Below are 18,431 nucleotides of genomic sequence, written 5' to 3' on the forward strand. Positions count from 1 at the left end.
GTGTCTCTTTCCGTTTTCTATTCTAAATTGCCGGGAAGCTGTTCGCCTTTGCCCGGCACCAGATCGCCATTTTCGTCGTAAGGGCAGTGGCGACAGCCATTCCCGCAGCATGAACCACGTTTGCGATGATATGCCGCTGTAAAGACCAGGAACGGGCCGTCGTAATAGAAATCCTCATCGGCCAGCGTCGGCTGCGTGCTCATGCGAACAAGCTGTCCTGCGGTTGGGGTGTTTCTGCACGCGGGGTTTCCAGCTTTGGAGACGCATTCCGTCTGATCCCCAGCGGCGTCGCGACCGCGTCAATTGGATTCCCCTCAGCATCACATGCCAGCCCATTGCGCAGATGCGCTTTCCGGCCCGCGACGGCGCTGGTCCGTTCACCTGGAACCACGATGCCAATGAGATTCACCGGATCGCTGGCAGCAAGAGTGAGTACTTCTTCGTGCTGCAGATCGCGGGTGGCTCGCAAGCTCTCCACCGCTTCTGGTAAAGCAAATTGCTCGCCATGGAAGCCCTGCACAAAACGGCCTCCACGCACTTCCCCACGAGCCTCCATGCGGCGCAACATGCGCTGCAGATCCCGCCAGCGTGGCGCGTTGGATTCACGCGTAAGAATATCGCGGAAAACCACTCCATAACGTGCCAGCAACATACGCGCAGCGGCCACGAGCGAGGTCTCTTCTTCTCGCGCACGTTCGGTTATGGTGAGTTGTCGATGCTCATCTTCGATGAACAGTGACCATCGACCGGCTGTGCTGCGAGTGGCTCGCCGCGCGGCGTTTGTCACCGGCTCTGCGGCCAGCGGTTTGCGCTTCGGGTCCATCATGATGCGGAGTTGATCGAAACCATCTGCCGAAGCGAGACCCGCCGTTGCAAGTTCCCACAATGCACTTTGCGTCTGTTGTTTGCTGAGTACGCAGAAACGTTGCAAATCACTGGCGAAGGACGCGCCACGTTCGCGTAAAGCATTTCGTACTGAAAGAGCTTCAGGACTCAGCGCCTGTTGCAGCTTCGTTTCATCAATTGATTTCTGTGCCAGCGCGGCAGGCAGCCAATCAGCGGATTCACGCAGGTAAAACGTGATGGGCGCCATGTTCGTTGGGATCACGCGGCGCGGCGCCGCGCCATCACCCGCAGCCCATGCCGGGTGCGGCGAGATGCGTCCCCATCCCACGGCACCGGAGAGGCACAACGCATCCAGCCACTTGCCGTCGTAATCCTTCACACGCTGCGGCAATAGGTTGCGCTCCCACTCAATGGCGGGCGCTTCAAATCCTTCCAACCGCACCAGCGCTTCCAGCACACCTTCTTCACCGCTGAGCTGTGTCTGCGGTTGCAGATGCTGCCATCGCGTTAGCCAGCGTAGATAAACAGCAGGTGTAACGGCGTCAATTTGTTTGCGCAGTGCACCAAGCGTAAGACGATGAATGCGTTGCAGAATGCGGCGTTCGCACCACTCCAAATGCTGGTCGTTCTCTGCGGGACCACTGCCTTCGAAGATGCCGCGCAACGCCAGCCCCTGCACTTCAATAGCGACAAGCTGTTGCGCGATGGCGCGCGGCTGCAGTTCAAGCAGCTCTGCAATCTGCGTAGCCGTAGTCGGCCCCAGAAGTTGCAGAAATCCCTGCGTCAACAGACGGAGCGATTCGCCGATGCTTACAGCGTTTTCACTCTGTTCGCAAGCCACAGGCACAGAGACGCTCTGCGAGATGGATTGCAGGAGTTGTACGTGAGGCAGACGTTCGGTCGCAACCCAGCAATCCTGTGTCCCAAAACGAATGAGAATTGCACGACCGCGTTGTTGCAGACGTTCAAAAAACAATGGCCAATGACGACTGCTATGGATGCGATGCGACTGCACTTCTTCACCGGCACATGCAGCCAGCGGATTCTGCTCTGTGAACAGTGCCACAGGCAAAGCGATGGCACTGAAGAGAAGATCATGCAGTTCGTGTTCGTCGCGCAGGTCGGGCCATATCTCGCAACGTGTCTGCCGAATGGCGGCAGGATCAAGTCGTCCTGCCTCACCCAAAACAGAATCCGGAATACTACCGCGCAGGGACACAGCACGAGCGCGACGCTCGCCCAGATCAGCTTCATCCAGAAAGGCGTTCTGATTCGCATTAAGCAGTTCATGCGAGAAGACCGATGGCACCGGCGTATCGACGGCAATGCAACGGATTTTACCGCCATCCATGTCGCGCAGAACTTGCTGCAAGCCGGCAAGGTCCATCGCCTCCTGCAACACGTCCTGCATCACTTCGCGGACCAGAGGATGGTTGGGGATCTCGATATCGCCAACAATCGTTTCAAAGCACGCCGCCGCCTGCGGGAATACGCTGGCGAGCAAATCTTCACCACGCGTGCGCTGTACCTGCGGCGGCACCTTGCGTCCCTTTTGGAAGCGCAGCAGTTGCAGAGAACGATTCGCAGCCCAACGCCAGCGCGTCTTGAAAATAGGCGATGCCAACGATGCCTGTTCCAGCAACTCCTTCGCTGTGACTTCCGTAAGGAAATGGAACACATCGGCCAGCGGAAAGCTGTGTTGTTCCGCGAGACAGATATTGATGCCGTTATCCGTTGCGGCAGCCTGTAGTTCGTAGTTGAAGCCACGGCAGAAGCGCTTGCGCAGCGCCAAACCCCACGCGCGATTAATGCGGCCACCAAAAGGTGCATGCAAGATCAACTGCATGCCGCCACCTTCATCGAAGAAACGCTCTGCAATAATCGTGTTCTTGGTAGGCACACGACCGAGAACAGCACGGCCATTCGCGATGTATTGAATCAGTTGCAGTGCAGCAGATTCACACAAGCTGCACTCTTCCATGAGCCATGCCAGCGCTGCATCCACACGCACATCATCGCGCGTGACCATCTCATGATGCACACCTTCTGTTCGAAAACTGATCTCTTCACGAAGCCCTGCGACGAAGTCGCTAAGTACGTCGGTACGTTGTGGAGCTTCGCCCTCCCAGAAAGGGACGGAAGGCGGTGCGCCATGCGCATCTTCCACCAGCACGCGGCCTTCTTTTTCTACTGTGAGGATGCGCCAGCTTGCATTGCCAAGCTGCACCACATCGCCAGGGCCACTATCCACGGCAAAGTGCTCGCCCAGCGTGGCAATCTGAACACCTTCGGGCATCAGGATAACGGAGAAGATCGACGTATCCGGAATAGCGCCACCGTTGCCAATAGCGGTCATACGCGCACCGCGGCGTGGATGCAGTATGCCCGCAACGCCATCGCGCAAGAGATACGCGCCATAACGTCCACGCGAATTCTCAATGCCGGTATGCAGCAGCGTGACGAGTTCATCAAACTCATCACGGGTTAGAAGACGATACGGATACGCACGAGTCATCACGCGGTACATCGCATCTTCTTCCCACGGCTCCGCACCACACATCGCCACCATCTGCTGCATCAACACATCCAGCGGTTGCGGCGGAATCTCAAGCCGGTCAAGCTGCCCGGTGCGCATAGCACGAATGAGCGCTGCCTGTTCTAAAAGATCGTCACGTGTGGTGGCGAAGAAACGTCCTTTCGGAATAGCCCCGCGCCAATGACCCGCCCGACCTACTCGTTGCATGGCTACCGCAATATCGCGTGTGCTGTTGAGTTGCAGAACAAGATCAACTGCGCCGATATCAATGCCCAATTCCAACGAGGCTGTTGCAACAAGACACTGAATCTCGCCCGCTTTCAATCGCTGCTCTGCATCGAGCCGAAGCGCACGTGAGAGCGAACCATGATGCGCCGCGACATTGTCCTGTCCGAGTCGCTCGCCCAGCGCACAGCACAAACGCTCCACCATGCTGCGGGTGTTCGCAAAGACTAGTGTGGAACGATGTTGCGTGCACAGCTCTGCCATGCGATCCACCACTTCAAGCCACATCTTGCTGTCACGAACGCTGGTGAGTTCCGAGAATGGAATCTCAATACCAAGATCGAGTGTGCGTCTCTGCCCTACCTGCACAATGGTGGCGCGTGTGCGATCTGCGGCAATGCCCGTAAGGTAATCCGCAACCAGCTCAATCGGATTCTGGGTTGCGGAAAGCCCAATGCGCTGCGGACGTTTCGCAAGCCCCATCAACATGCCGCTGGGCGCAAGCCTGTTCTCGCCCGTCACTAAAGCATCCAGGCGTTCTAAGGTGAGTGAAAGATGCGCTCCGCGCTTGTCATCCACCATGGCGTGGATCTCATCCACAATGACGGTGTGCACGTGGCGAAGATTCTCGCGTGACTTTCCAGCGGTCAACAGCAGATACAGCGATTCCGGCGTGGTGACAAGAATATGCGGCGGCTCTTTGAGCATGGCAACACGCTCTTTAGGAAGCGTGTCACCGGTGCGCACACCCGTGCGGATACGCGGACAAAGATATCCCTCTTCCAATGCAAGTGCGAGGATCTCGCGCAACGGCTCATCGAGGTTCTTTTGAATATCGTTGCCTAGCGCTTTTAGCGGCGAGACATAAACAACCTGCGTATACGCAGGCAACGATCCCTCCAGCGCTTCCGTGACAAGCCGGTTGATAGCAACAAGAAACGCCGTGAGCGTTTTGCCACTGCCGGTGGGCGCGGAAATAAGCGTATCGTCGCCACGAAGGATGGAAGGCCAGCCCTCTACCTGGGGTTCGGTAGGCGAACTGAATTTCTGCACGAACCAATGCCGCACGACGGGGTGCGCCCATGCCAGCGATGCATGGATTGCCGAGATGGGGGTAACGGCAGCAGTCATGCGGTCATTGTATTCTGTTCGTCATTTCTTCGCTTTCAAGAACAAGGCTTTGCTACTTCCGACATGGCTGGACCACGCGTCAGCGTATTCACTTTCTGCGATGATGGACACATGGATGCAGAACTGAAAGCACGCGCAGAAAAGATCAAAGTCATTGTGTTTGATGTGGATGGGGTACTTACAGACGGAACGCTATGGTTCATTCCCACTGGCAAACGTGAAGATGGCTTTATTAGCAGCGTAGAGATTAAAGGGTTTTCGGCGCACGATGGCCTGGGTATGGGCATTGGCCGCATTGCGGGCTTGCGTTTTGGCGCCATCACCAAACGCACCAGCGACACTGTTGAAGTTCGTTTGCGCGATCTGAAAGTGGAGTTCATTCACCAGGGATCGCAGCAAAAGATGGACGCCATTCGCCAGATCATGCAGGAAGGCGACGTCACTCTCGAGGAGATCTGCTACGTTGGCGATGACATTATCGATCTTCCACCTATGCGCTCCGTGGGTCTGGCCATTGCTACGTGGAATGCGCGTGAGCCTGTAAAGGCCGTCGCACATTACGTAACGACACATGCCGGTGGCCACGGTGCAGGACGCGATGCGATCGAACTCGTGCTGGAAGCAAAAGGCGTGCTCGCCGATGCAATTGAAGATTATTTACGTGAAGCTGGCGGCGCACGCGACATTGGCCATAACGTGCAATAGCAAATGTTAGACCTGCGTATCTCCCTCTAGTGAATGAATCTTTGGCGGTTTAATGTGCAGCAGCCTGCGTCCGTAGCGAAATGCAATATGGACGCTCAATGCAACACCTGTACCTATGAGCGTGGCCATCACGCGATGCAGTAGCACCTCGCGTGGTGGCTGGCGCGCAACCGCCAGTACGAAGCAGATGTAGCCAGTCAACGTGACGGCAAATGCGCCGTAATTGACCGTGTTCAGCAGATACGTGGCCGCCTGAAAAACCAGAACATAAAACGCAAGCCACATGCCGCTGGGATGAAACTCCACCACAATCAGCGTGCATAGCGCCGCACCAATCAGAGTGCCTGTAGCGCGCAGCAGACCACGCGCCATGGTCTGCACAAACTCCGGCTTGGGAAGAAGCAGCGCGGTCATGGCTATCCAGTAAGCGCTCGTCCACGTTTGCGCCTTATAGATCCAGACAGCTACAGTCGCCGTTACAGCCATGCGCAGCGCAAACTGAAATGTGCCACTGCCGGGTGAGAGCTGTTCCCTCAGAAAAGCTCTCTGGAATCGCGTTGGATCAAAATCGATGCGGCTGAACTTTGTATGTGCCTCCGGCAGCCACAAGCGGAAGACCCACAAAATCGCAAACTGCAGCAAGCCACCCGCAAGCACACCTGCCCCTCTCAGCAACGCGGAGTACAGCAGGTCATGCGTCGTTCCCGGCGTGTTCGGAGCTGCTGCCGAAATAACAAGGAAGATGCAGCATTGCTGCCCAACCCACGCGGTCGCGGTGCTGATGCTGTTGGAGAACGCATAGAGAACAGCCCAAAGGATTGTTGTGAGTAGCAGCGCGACGGTATTGTCACGACACAACGCTCCTACGAGAGCAGAGAGGGCGATGCCGAACGAAGCTGCAAGCATCGCGCCCGAACGCGTAAACAACGGCTGCTGATAGGACCCGAAGCCCACACACTGCGCCCCGCCCACCATCAGCGCCGCAGTGCCGGGATAACCGTAGTGGATGCCCACAATCAACGGCAGCGCCAAGCCCGGCATGCAAAGCAATGCGTGCAGCGGCTCCGACTTGTGCCAGTCAAAACGGGCGACTAACTTGCGAACAGATTCAGACACGTCAGTCTGATGCTAACGCCTTAGGAATAAGAAAAATGTAAAAGAAAAGGCCCGCAATAAATCGCGGGCCCTAGTGGGATGTTTGTAGATGACAATCAGCGTTTGCCCAGCGCTACACGCAAACCGCCAAATACAGCGATGGGTGCTCCTGGTGCAAGGTAGGTCGTGTTGCGTACGGCATAGTCGCCCGAAGCATACGCCGTGAAAGGCCGCGCAACGAAGTTGCCATTCGCGTCATACGGCGTGGTGGCAAGCTGACCCGCCGTGTAGTAATGGCGGTTCAACAGGTTGTTGATCTGCGCAAAGAGCTGGAAGTGTGAGGTGATGTTGTAGCTGGAGCCCAGGTTCACAACGCCATAACCAGGGCTCTTGCCGCTGCCCAGGTAGTAGACGCCATCGGCCTGATGCTGATTGTTCTCGTTGCCGCGAACATAGCTTGAGCCGATGAGGTTGAAGTCCGCGCTGATGCCCAGCTTCCGCAGCGGATGATAATCCGCGTAGAGCTTGAACATCTGCTGCGGCACCTGCGGAATGTTGTTGCCTGGCTGGATGGTAATTAATCCTCCATCCGCCACGCCCTTTTCGCCGCTCTTTGCATTGCTGTTGCTGCTGTTGCTGTCTGCTTCGATCGTCTGCGAGCTCTGATAAGTCGCCTGCAGGAAGGTGTATTCCGCACCCGCATCCAGCTTACGCAGATGTGCTGAAGCGGATGCCTCCACGCCTTGACGACGCGTCTTGCCAAAGTTCTGGAAGTATCCATAACCAGTGGCCTGTGCTGCCACGAACAACAAGTCATCGTAGTTGTTGGTGTGAAAGTATCCAGCGGACCAGCGATAGCGTCCATCAGGATTGCCACGGAAGCCGAATTCATAAGTACGGCTCACCACCTGCTTCAACGGCGGGTCACTTACGAGCGCATTCGGCAGCGAGCAAGGGAAGTCCGGATCGGCGCAACCAAGTTCCGTAGATGTTGGGGCACGACTGCTTTCGCCGTAGTTGAAGTAGCCGTTGAGCAAACTGCTGGCCTTGTACACAATGCCTGCAGTCGGATTGAAGCGCTGGAAGTTGTTTACCGCTGTCAGCGTGCCGCGATAACTGGCAGGAGGCAGGCGATCCACATTGTTGATACTCGTGTGGTTGTAGCGTCCACCAACATTCAGCACCCACTTGTTCAGACTGAAGGTATCGGTCACGAAGAAGCTAGGCGTCGTTGTTGTGCTGTGCAGGTTCACACGGTTGTCGACTACTGAGCCGTCGTCGTCGGTGTACGTGCCATCCAGAAATGCGTTTACGCGTGTGATGCTAATGCCATCCGCATTCAGATAGCCGAACTGACCCGTTTGTTGAAAGGTCAGCCCACCTCGATCAAAGCCTGCGCCCACGGAGAGCTTGTTATGCGTCGTGTTCCAGTTCAGTACGCCGCTGAAGCCATAGGCATGCTGTCGCGTAACGGTATCTGTGTCCACGCCGGTGCACTTCTCGTATGGTTCATCCTTTTGCAGAGTCTGCGCGATGCAACGGAGATAAGGAAATGGAACCGTCGAAGCATTTTGCACGGTGCTGGGATAAGGAATACCCGCATTGGTCAGCGCTGTTTTGTCACCGGCGCTTAGCGTATACAACGACTGGTCAAAGCTATCGTCATTCGCATCGCCATTAGTGGTGTTCTGCCGCGTATAGCGTACGTAAGCATTCGCGTTAATCGTTACAGAACTGGAGACCGCCTGCGTCACATTCAGAGTGGCGAAAGGTTGGTGCTGATACGTGACGTCGGGAATGGTGTACACGCTGTTGTAGCCATGATTCAGGCCCGTGGTGCGATTGATGGCGCGGAAATCCTGCGTTCCATTGCCGGTCAGATTGTTGATAGCATAACCGCCAGACAGTGACACCAGCGTGCCGCCATGCGCATAACCCAGCTTGGCAAAGCCCTGCCGCACACTGGACGGCGAAAGAGTACGCCATCCATCTTCGTGATACAGCGTGCCCGCAGCAAACCAGTTCCAAGGCCCCTTGTTACCGCCATACTCCGCATCCACTGCGCGACGACCGAACGAGCCTCCGTAACCGGAGATGACAAAGCCTTGGTTCGCAATACCGTCCTTGGTCTGCACAGCAATGGCGCCGCCAAGCGTGTTCAGGCCGTACAACGGATTCGAACCGGGGATCAGCTCCATGGAGCTGATGGCGACCTTCGGAATCAGATCCCACTGCACCACGTCGCCAAAGGGCTGATTCTGGCGGACGCCATCGAGATACACAGACAGTCCGGCAGGCGAGCCCACAAGCGGCGACGCTGTGTAGCCGCGATAGTTCACATCGGGCTGGAACGGATTGTTCTGATTCTCGTTCACGTAGACACCATTCAGGCGGCGCTTCATGGCATCGGTCAGATCAATGGCATTCGTGTCGAGCAGCGTCTGCGCGGACAATGTCTGCACCGGCACGGGCACATCTTTCAGCGGCACATTCAAGGCGCCAATCGGCGTGGACGCGATGACATCCACCGTCGTATTCACACCGCCCACGGTCAGGATGATGTCCTGTGTAGTAGTCGTTCCCGACCTCACAACGAAGGTGCTACGCCGCTCCGCAAATCCCGGCTGCGAGAGTTCCAGCGTGTAACGGCCCGGAGCTAGATCACTGACCTGAAGCGATCCGTCTGAGGCGGCCTCCACCGCCTGCGAATGTCCACCGGTGGGGCCGTAAAGAGTACCTTTGGCAGAGATAGCGGCGCCCGAAGAGTCACGCACGTGAAGACGAAGATTACCGGCTGATGATTGTGCCGTAGCCGTGACGCATGCCTGGGCCAAACCTAACCCGGCGAGCAAAAGAGCGGAGCGTTGATATCTGTACATGATGCGAGGCGGCCTCAAAAACAAAATCGGCGGGCTGTAGCCCGTAAGAAAAACCACTCCACCGGCAGGGACCAGTGGAGGGAAGGAGTGAGCATTCAATTGCTAATTCCGGTGGAATCGATTTTGTTCAGGATTTTTTTCGAAATTCTTCCGCGCGACAACCACACCTTTCGTCACGCATAATTGGGTCGCGAATCATGTCTTTCCTGTCCAGCAGCCCTGAAGGTTTTTTCAACCCATCCGCGACAATAGTTTCGGCGGAGAAAACGGCTGCGCTGCAGGCAGAAGTACTTTCGCTTTACGACACGCTGCACAGCCGATTGCTGCGCTATTCCGTCTCGTTTGGTCTGTCTGTCCCAGATAGCGAAGATGTTCTTCAGGAAGTATTTCTTGCCCTCTTCCGTCACCTGCGTGCCGGACGTTCACGCGAAAATCTTCCCGGGTGGGTGTATCGCACCACACACAATCTCTCGTTGAAGCGACGCGCCAGCGTCCATGCCGAACAGAGGGTCGCTGTGGTGGAAGCCAACGCCGAAATGGAAGTCAGCGATCATCAACCCGGCCCTGAAGAAACGGTTCTCTTCCAGGAACGGCAGCATCGTCTTCGTGCAGTGGTGGAAGCGCTGACAGAGACAGACCGCATGTGTCTTCTACTGCGCGCAGATGGTTTGCGTTATCGTGAAATCGCATCCACACTGGGTATCTCACTGGGCAGTGTGGCAGCATCTTTGGCGCGATCATTTGATCGCCTGCAGAGGATGGAACAACGATGACCTCCCCTCACATTTCGGACGAGACACTCCTGCTGATGATGGATGGCGAGTTGCCCGAAAGTCATGCAGCCGCAGTCGCCGAACATCTGGAACAGTGCGCCGAATGTCGCCAGCGCCGCGATGCCTTTACCGGATTGCTCGCAGAAGTCACCGTGCTGGAACCGCAGGTCGCACCGCCGGATACCGTTCGCGAAGGCATGGCACAACGTATCGCGGTGACCGCAGAAGCACGCCGTCCCGCGTGGCTAAGTCCTCGGCTCATGATGAAGGTTGCCGCGGTTCTCCTGTTGGGCATCGGTGCGTTGGCCTATCGACACTTTTATGCACTGCCCCGCAACGCGATGGTTTCCTACGAGGAAACCGGCCCGGAACCGAACCACAACATCACACCCGGAGCGGTGCGAAACGCGGACTTATCGGAACTGTGCATCATGCCGGATGACAACCTGGATCCGGTTGTGACCCCGGAAAAACAGCGAGCGGTCTTTGAGGCTTATGGTCTGGATGATCGGGCCTCGCGCGCATACCAGGTGGACTACCTTATCAATCCCCAGCTTGGTGGCAATGACGAGTTTCAAAACCTGTGGCCGGAACCGTATCACGCTACAGTTTGGAACGCTCAGGCCAAAGACGCGCTGGAGACCCGCCTGCACGGCATGGTGTGCAGCGGCCAGATGACACTGGAAGAAGCACAGCGTCAGATTGCCACTGATTGGATCGGCGCTTACAAAAAGACCTTTCACGCGGATCGCCCGGTTCGCGTACAGGCAGCCATCGACTCTGAATCCAAAGCCAGCGACGTGAAATAGCAAAAGGGCGCGGCCATAGCCACGCCCCTTCTATTCTTCAGTCCGCTTACAGCGTCTTCAGATACTCCACCAGTTCCTTGATCTCTTCCGGCTTCAATTGATCCTTGAACGGCGGCATGGGGACCTTGCCGTTTTCAATGCGCTCCGTAACGGTCGCATCGGTGACCTTGGTGGTGCCATCGGCCAGCGTGCCGCGTGCGTACAGCCCCTTCAGGCCCGGCCCGATCTTCTTGTCGGTGCTGTCAGCGTTGTGGCACAGGGCACACTTCGCATCGAAGGTGGCCTTGCCGTGAGTGGCGGCCTCGCTCAACTGAGCGTGGGCGCCTGCGGCAAAGGTCAGCGTGGCGGCAAGGAGCGAAAGGGTCAGGGTCGGTCGCATCATTTTCCTTTCCGGCAAACTGGCTGCCGGATATGTTCTGTCCTAAAGATAGACGGCAAACGGAGATACAAAGTCGCGGTGCCGTTGCAACGGCTTTGCATGCTGTGAAACTCCGTCTGCCGTAGTACGGAAAGTTTACGGCAGAACGACCAGTCCCCACGGGCTGCCGCCGGACGGTGCCTTAGCTTTGACCGTAAGTGTAGCCAAATCAACAGCGCTTACGTCGTTCGATGGGCCATTGGCGGAATACAGCATCTTGCCGTCAGGCGAAAGCGCAATTCCCCACGGACGCTTGCCCACTGCCACGTCACCGGCAACCGTGTTGGTGGCCGTATCAATGGCGGCAACTTTGCCACCGCGGCCTGTGGAAACGTAAAGCTTGGAAGCATCCGGCGACAGCAGCACAAACATGGGCTTTACTTGTCCTGGCGTTCCCATCTCAATCGTCTTCACCATCTTGTGCGACGCAACGTCCACAACCACCACGGAAGCGTCGTTCTCAGCATTGATGTATGCCGTCTTGCCGTCGGCAGTGAAAGCAACATTGCGCGGACGGTGGCCCACCTTGAAGGTGCCCGTGATCTTCTTCTTCACCGGATCCAGCACGGAGATTGTACCCGTCTCTTCGCTGGTGACGTAAACGAACGTACCGTCCGGCGAAGTCTTTACACCTTCCGGCTGGGCACCCATCTTCATCGTGGCTTCGACCTTGCCCGAATCAATGTCGATGATGGAAACAGCCGATTCGTCCTCGTTGGAGACGTAAATCTTCTTGCCGTCCTTGCTCAGATCAAAGTTCTCCGGATCGCTGCCACCGGGGATGATCTTCACCAGCTTGTTCTGCGCCACATCAAAAACACCAATACCGTCCTTCGAGTGATCGCTGGGCGGCAGCGTGCTCTCATCTACGCCGGGGCCGGCAATAGGCGTTCCGCTCAGCGCAATGTAGACCGTCTTGCCGTCGAGAGCAGCGTGGATACCGCGCGGACGCGTACCAATCTTCAACTGCTCCAGCTGCGTCATGGTGGTCGCGTCAATCACTGTCAGTTCGCCGGAGACTTCATCCGTCACATAGATACGCGGCCCCTTCGCCGTGTCCATGGTCAGCGGAGCGGGACCAGAGGCTGTTTCGGTTTTCGGAGCAGATTTGCAGCCGGTCAGAACCATGAGAAGGCCTGCCGAGAGAAGAAGGGAATGCGAAGAGCGCATGCGATGTCCTTTTGCAAAAAGTTGAAGGTAGCTTGATTCCGTATTCTGTCCGGCCCGATCCTGTTCAGGCTTTTCACCGCAGTGGCGCAACGCGGCGGCTGGCGTTGCCGATTATAAAAGCCCACCGTACGGATGGCGATTCCTACGGACCCGCCATTCTCCGCTACGAATGGATCAACCCATCGTAGTAGCCCCGCCGTAACGCTTGACAAGGCATGGAAGAGTTTTCATGAATGGGTCAAGTTCGAGAATTTGCGGAGGCTTCTATGGCGATTCCTGCAAGAGACTCAAAACACGTTTGCCCCCATCATCTCAGTGCAACCGCCAGCTTCGCCAGAAGACTGTCAGCAGCAGCCATCATCGCTGCTTTCCTCGTGGCCGGCATAACAGTGCAGGCGCAAGACACGCCCAAATCCGCCCTACTGGTCATCTCCAAACGCGAACATGCATTGGCCATCGTAGATCCCAGCAACCTGAAGGTGATCGCAAAGGTACCCGTCGGCGACGATCCACATGAAGTCACCGCCTCATCCGACGGCCACACAGCCTATGTTTCGAACTACGGTTCCGGAGCGTTTCACTCTCTGGCGGTGATTGATCTCGTGCATCATCAAGCTCTGACCGCCATCGATCTGGGAGCACTGACGGGACCGCATGGACTCACCTTTGTGGATGGCAAAGTATGGTTCACCGCTGAAGGCGCAAAGGTGATGGGCCGATACGACCCCGCTGCAGACAAAGTCGATCTCGTCGTGGGCACGGGACAAAACCGCACGCACATGATTTCAGTCACACCGGGCGGCGATCACATCATCACCACGAATGTCAGTTCCGGCACAGTCAGTCTCATCGACAAAGAGTCCGTCCGCATTCCCGGACCTCCGCCCGGCATGACTCCACCTCCGGGTGCTCCGCGACCTCCGCAGAGTGGCCCCGGAGCGCGTACCGACTGGAATCAAACCGTGGTGCGCGTAGGCAATGGCTCTGAGGGCTTCGACCTTTCACCTGACGGACGGGAGGTCTGGGTTGCCAATGCGCAGGATGGCACCATCTCCATCATCGACCGTCAGAGTAAAAGTGTGGTGCAAACCCTGCAGGTGAATGTTGCTGGAGCGAACCGACTGAAGTTCACACCGGACGGTCGTCGCGTTCTTGTTTCAACCCTGAGCGGCTCCGACCTAACCATTCTCGACGCACATACCCGCAAGGTGGAGAAGCGAATTCCCATAGGGCACGGCGCCGCAGGCATCGTGATGCAGCCGGACGGCAAGCGTGCGTTCGTCGCCTGCTCACCAGATAACTACGTCGCCGTCATCGATCTGAATCAACTCACAATGACAGGAAAGTTTGCAGTCGGCGACGAACCAGACGGAATGACATGGGCTGCCCGTCCTTAGAGAAATAGAAACTTAAAACTGCAACTGATCGACATTACCGCGATCGATCTTCAGCGGCTTGCCCAGAATGATCTCGCTTCCCTGCACCGTCAGATCGCCCAGGCGTCCCGCATGGAACGACGTAGCGTTGGCCGGAATCTTCCCCTCCGCCTTCATCGTTCCGGCATAGACAGTCAGATAGCCAAGGTCCTTGGTGTTCCACAGATAGATCGCCTGCACCGTGCCGCGATGAATGTACGTACGGCAGATGCTCGGGAGCGAAAGCCCGATCACGTCAACATCCGAACGGCCGGATTGCTGCACCGCTTCAGCCGCTCCCGGGACAGCAGGCGCAGAGATTGCGATCACCATCTTCACCTGCGGATACGCCTTCAAAATCGTTTGCGTAGCGCTGAATGCTTTGTCGCGATCATCATCGCTGGGCTGAATAGTCGCCAAGCGCAGATTCGGATGCGCTGCTGCAACACGCGCTTTGATATTGCGAATCCAGTCATTCTGGTTCTCCGCACTCAACGCGCCCGTGACGATGGCGAAGTCACCTCCCTGGGGCAACAACAACGCCGCTTCATCAGCAAGTGCAGTACCGATGCCTTCCGGCGTCGCCTGATTCAGAAAGTAATCGCGCGCATCTGTCTGCGCATCAGCATCCCAGGTCAGCACTGCGATCCCATGTTCACGCGCCTTACGCAAGACCGTAGAGATGCTGCCCTTGTTTTCAACGGCAACCACAATCGCGTTCACGCCACGCGTAATCCAGTTTTCAACCAGCTCATTCTGCTGTGACGCATCCAGACTTGTAGGGCCGTCCCAGATCATGTTCACATGCAGCTCTTTCGCCGCTTCTTCCGCCCCAGCACGTGCACTAATGAAGTAAGGATCGCCCTTCGCCTTCGGCATGACAGCGACAGTGAGTTGCTGTGCACTGCCGCCATGTTTTCCACGCATCGCAAAGAAGACACCGACTGCCAGAAGCGCAACCACGGCAACTGCAATCAGAGGCGTACGTTTTGTCGCTCCCGTTTCCGATGGTGCCTTCTTCCTGCGAAGCTGATCCGCCGAAACAATCAGCAGCAGCAACACGCCGGTCAACACACCGTTCAGTTCGCTCGGCAACGCCATCAGGTGCATGCCGTTCTGCAGCACGCTCAGGAAGAACAGTCCCAACAACGATCCGAAAATGGTGCCACGGCCACCAAAGACGCTGGTGCCACCTAAAACAATCGCTGCGATCGCCTGCAACTCATACCCGGTGCCAAGGTCTGACTTCGCAAGTCCAAGATGCGCAACATAAATAATGCCCGCCAGTGCCGCCACCAAGCCGGACAGGAGATAGATAAGTGCAATCCGCTTGCGTACAGGAATACCGGCATAGCGCGCGCCCTCTGCATTGAATCCGATTGCATACAGCGCGCGGCCAATCACGGAACGATGAAGCAGTACCCAATAGGCTGCCACCACCAGCAAAAACAGCGGCAGTTGTACCGGAATCACCTTAAGGAAATATCCCTGTCCAAAGTGCAGAAACGCAGGCGAGAAGCCAGTGAAGCTCACAGCACCATGCGTAATACCTTCCGCAATACCGCGATAAAGCGAATAAGTTCCCAGCGTGACGATGAGCGGCGGCAGTTGCAGCCCTGCAATCAGCGCAGCATTGATGCCACCCGCAACGAGCCCGATCAGTAGCGACAACACAATCGCAACACCCGTGTGCCAGTGCGCGCTTTGTGTCATCACGCCAAACAAAACAGCCGTGATGCCAATAGTGGAACCAACCGAAAGATCAATGCCGCCCGTAATCAGGATCGGCGTCAGCGCAACAGCCAGCAGCCCAAGCTCTACAGAGAAGCGCAGTACTTCAAAGAAATTTCCCCATGTCGCAAAACTCGGTGCGGATGCTGCGAAGAAGAGAATCTCCAATAGCAGCGCAATGAGCAATGCAATTTCATTCACAGAGAGACGCGCGCGCTTAACCAAGAGCCACCTCCGTGGAACGCTTACGGCGGTACTGGCTCAACGCATGAAAACTGACGGCAACAAGAATGATCGCGCCCTGCAACGCCTTTTCCCAATACGCGCTTACACCTAGGAACGTAAGCGCAGGACCGATGATGCCGAGCAAAATAACGCCGAGCAGCGTTCCCGTTATCGTTGCTGATCCACCAGTAATCGCTGCACCACCAACAGCTACAGCCGCGATCACCTTTAACTCCATACCGAGGCCGCTGTTGCTCGGCACCTGCTGGAATCGCACTGCATTCAACGTGGCCGCAAGCCCTGTCAAAGCGCCCGTCAGGACAAAGACTCCGAAGACAACACGCTGCGTATTCAATCCCATCTGCTGTGCGGCCGCCGCATTCGATCCCGTTGCAAAGATCGCTCGCCCTACACGCAGATTGCGCAACGCCCATGCGAATCCTGCAGTCATCAAAGCGGTAAGGATGAAAACACTCGCTGTGTACGTGTGCGATGCCAAACCGAAACGCACAAACGATGCAGGCAATCCACCCACCCAAGCGCCCTGCGTTGCCCATCGCAAACCATCACGCAACGCCACCATCGTCCCCAGCGTGACGACAATCGAAGGGATACGAACCCATGCGGTCAGCGCACCATTCAACGCTCCGCAAGCGGCACCGGTAAGAATCGCCGCCAGAAGAAATACGGGGGCAGGCGCACCCGCCTTTGCCGTAATACCCGCAACAATGCTGCACAGCGCAAAGATGGAACCAATCGAAATATCAATCTGTGCTGTAACGATCACGGCCGTCATGCCCAGCGCAATCAACATCACCGGCATGTTCGCCAGGAACAGATCCGCAAGATTCTCCCCAGTGAAGAATCCCTGCACCGTGAACGCCAGCAGTAACAGCAGCAAAACGTTAGCTGCTGCAATCGCTATTTCCTGAGTATGGCGCTTCAAGCAGCATCCTCCGCTGCATGTCCGAAGGCCAGCGCCATCAACCGCTCCTGCGTGCACGTATCACGTTGCAACACACCAGCAATCGTGCCCTGATGAAAGACGGCGATGCGATCGCTCATGCCCATCACTTCCGGCAGTTCCGACGAGATCAGGATCACCGCCATCCCCTGCTCTGCAAGTTCCATGATGAGTTCGTGAATCTCCGCCTTCGACCCCACGTCCACACCCTGCGTGGGCTCATCCAGAATCATGATCTTCGGCTTGGTGGCCAACCATCGCGACAGTGCCACCTTCTGCTGATTGCCACCAGACAATGATCCCGCTGTCACGTGCACATCCGGAGCTTTTACTCGCAAGCTTTCGCGATAGTGGTTCGCAAGTGCCTCTTCCGCATCGCGTTGAATCAGGCCGTTGCGTGATACCTGCGATAGGTCGGCCATACTGATGTTCTGCGCAATCGGCATCTCCAACACCACACCGTGCTGTCGGCGATCTTCCGGAAGATAAGCAATGCCTGCGGCAACAGCATCAGCAGGTGAATCAATTTTCACCACATTGCCAAAAACAATCACATCGCTGCTTGCAGGAGTCAGCCCAAAGAGCGTGCGCGCAAGCTCTGTGCGTCCCGAACCAACAAGTCCGGCAAAGCCAAGAATCTCGCCACTGCGAACCTCGAAGGAGATATCCCTCAGCCCGACATCGGCATGATGCAAACCACTTACCTGCAATGCCACATCCCCAATGGGAACTTCACGCTTAGGGAACACACTTTCAATGGAGCGCCCCACCATCAGCTGAATCAATTCCGGCTTCGTGACATCGGACGCATGCCGCACGGCAACGGTTTCGCCATCACGCAGCACTGTGATGCGGTCGGCAATGCTAAGAATTTCATCTAGGCGATGTGAGATGTACACCATGGCCACGCCCTGCGAACGCAGCTTGCGAATCAGAGCAAACAGGTTGTTTACTTCGCGATCACTCAACAGCGCGGTGGGCTCATCCATCAGCAGTATCTTTGCTTCCGCGCTTATGGCTTTGGCAATTTCCACAATTTGTTGCTCCGCCATGCTCAACGTGTTCGCAAGACGATCAGGGTCAAGATCGCTACCAACCGCTGCCAGCAAACGGCGTGCATTTTCGCGACGCTGTTTCCAGTTCACGCGAATGCCGCGCTGTCCCTGCTCCAAAGCAAGCGCAATGTTTTCTGCCACAGTTAAATCTGGAAACAGTGCAGGCTGCTGATAGATGGCGCTGATGCCCAGAGAACGAGCCATGTTGGGATCGTTCGTTCCCACCACATTGCCGAAGATTTTCAGCTCACCGCTGTCCGCCGTGATGGCTCCCGTGATGACCTTCGTAAGCGTCGATTTGCCCGCGCCATTCTCACCAATCAGCGCATTCACTTCACCTGCGCGCAGGTCCAGCGAGCCATTGCGTAGCGCACGTACCCCCGCATAGCTCTTGGTCAGCGCGGACACGCGGAGAATCTCTTGTGGCTCAGCGGAAGCAGTCGGCATGAATCGT

13 protein-coding genes are annotated in these 18,431 nt (G+C 56.6%); 4 read left to right on the plus strand and 9 right to left on the minus strand.

Annotated features, from left to right (window positions below; translation table 11 throughout):
* Positions 1–17: 17 nt before the first annotated feature.
* Together M504_RS09455 and M504_RS09460 are read right to left on the minus strand one after the other, a co-directional pair.
* Complete coding sequence (locus tag M504_RS09455; protein WP_047490529.1) at positions 18–203, minus strand: DUF5522 domain-containing protein; 186 nt, start codon at positions 201–203, stop codon at positions 18–20.
* Positions 200–4,738, minus strand: coding sequence for a DEAD/DEAH box helicase (locus M504_RS09460; RefSeq protein ID WP_052200578.1), 4,539 nt, complete (start codon positions 4,736–4,738; stop codon positions 200–202). Before M504_RS09460 ends, M504_RS09455 begins: the two co-directional genes overlap by 4 nt.
* A 63-nt stretch (positions 4,739–4,801) precedes the next feature.
* Between M504_RS09460 and M504_RS09465 the strand changes: the two genes are divergently transcribed.
* Positions 4,802–5,443 carry an HAD family hydrolase gene (locus tag M504_RS09465; protein WP_232296226.1) on the plus strand — a complete coding sequence of 214 codons (642 nt, stop codon included), beginning with the start codon at positions 4,802–4,804 and terminating at the stop codon, positions 5,441–5,443.
* A gap of 6 nt (positions 5,444–5,449) precedes the next feature.
* On the opposite strand, the gene M504_RS09470 is transcribed toward M504_RS09465, so the two are convergent.
* A complete protein-coding gene (locus tag M504_RS09470) occupies positions 5,450–6,559 on the minus strand; it encodes an FUSC family protein (protein ID WP_052200579.1) in 1,110 nt (369 codons plus the stop codon).
* 95 nt (positions 6,560–6,654) lie between these two features.
* Positions 6,655–9,417, minus strand: a complete 2,763-nt coding sequence (locus tag M504_RS09475) for a TonB-dependent receptor (RefSeq protein ID WP_047490534.1) — start codon at positions 9,415–9,417, stop codon at positions 6,655–6,657.
* 197 nt (positions 9,418–9,614) lie between these two features.
* On the opposite strand from M504_RS09475, the gene M504_RS09480 reads away from it, so the two are divergent.
* Positions 9,615–10,190 carry an RNA polymerase sigma factor gene (locus tag M504_RS09480; protein WP_047490535.1) on the plus strand — a complete coding sequence of 192 codons (576 nt, stop codon included), beginning with the start codon at positions 9,615–9,617 and terminating at the stop codon, positions 10,188–10,190.
* Positions 10,187–10,999: a zf-HC2 domain-containing protein gene (locus M504_RS21270; RefSeq protein ID WP_052200580.1), complete on the plus strand. Its 813-nt coding sequence runs from the start codon at positions 10,187–10,189 to the stop codon at positions 10,997–10,999. The genes M504_RS09480 and M504_RS21270 overlap by 4 nt, the downstream gene beginning before the upstream one ends.
* 46 nt (positions 11,000–11,045) lie before the next feature.
* Here the strand turns inward: M504_RS21270 and M504_RS09490 are convergent, their stop codons facing one another.
* The gene (locus tag M504_RS09490; RefSeq protein WP_047490538.1) at positions 11,046–11,381 is read right to left on the minus strand and encodes a cytochrome c; all 336 of its coding nucleotides are present in this window, start codon (positions 11,379–11,381) and stop codon (positions 11,046–11,048) included.
* A gap of 132 nt (positions 11,382–11,513) precedes the next feature.
* Positions 11,514–12,587, minus strand: a complete 1,074-nt coding sequence (locus M504_RS09495) for a beta-propeller fold lactonase family protein (RefSeq protein ID WP_047490543.1) — start codon at positions 12,585–12,587, stop codon at positions 11,514–11,516.
* A gap of 266 nt (positions 12,588–12,853) precedes the next feature.
* Between M504_RS09495 and M504_RS09500 the strand changes: the two genes are divergently transcribed.
* A complete protein-coding gene (locus M504_RS09500; protein ID WP_084214248.1) occupies positions 12,854–13,984 on the plus strand; it encodes a YncE family protein in 1,131 nt (376 codons plus the stop codon).
* Between the two features lie 12 nt (positions 13,985–13,996).
* On the opposite strand, the gene M504_RS09505 is transcribed toward M504_RS09500, so the two are convergent.
* From M504_RS09505 to M504_RS09515, 3 genes are read right to left on the minus strand one after another with little or no spacing between them, the layout of a single operon-like run.
* A complete protein-coding gene (locus M504_RS09505; RefSeq protein WP_047490546.1) occupies positions 13,997–15,958 on the minus strand; it encodes a substrate-binding domain-containing protein in 1,962 nt (653 codons plus the stop codon).
* Entirely contained in the window at positions 15,951–16,904 is a 954-nt protein-coding gene (locus M504_RS09510; RefSeq protein ID WP_047490549.1) for an ABC transporter permease, read from the minus strand. Before M504_RS09510 ends, M504_RS09505 begins: the two co-directional genes overlap by 8 nt.
* Positions 16,901–18,424, minus strand: a complete 1,524-nt coding sequence (locus M504_RS09515; RefSeq protein WP_047490551.1) for a sugar ABC transporter ATP-binding protein — start codon at positions 18,422–18,424, stop codon at positions 16,901–16,903. The genes M504_RS09510 and M504_RS09515 overlap by 4 nt, the downstream gene beginning before the upstream one ends.
* Between the last annotated feature and the right edge of the window lie 7 nt (positions 18,425–18,431).

Origin of the sequence: Terriglobus sp. TAA 43 (assembly GCF_000800015.1) — a bacterium.
Lineage (GTDB): Bacteria > Acidobacteriota > Terriglobia > Terriglobales > Acidobacteriaceae > Terriglobus.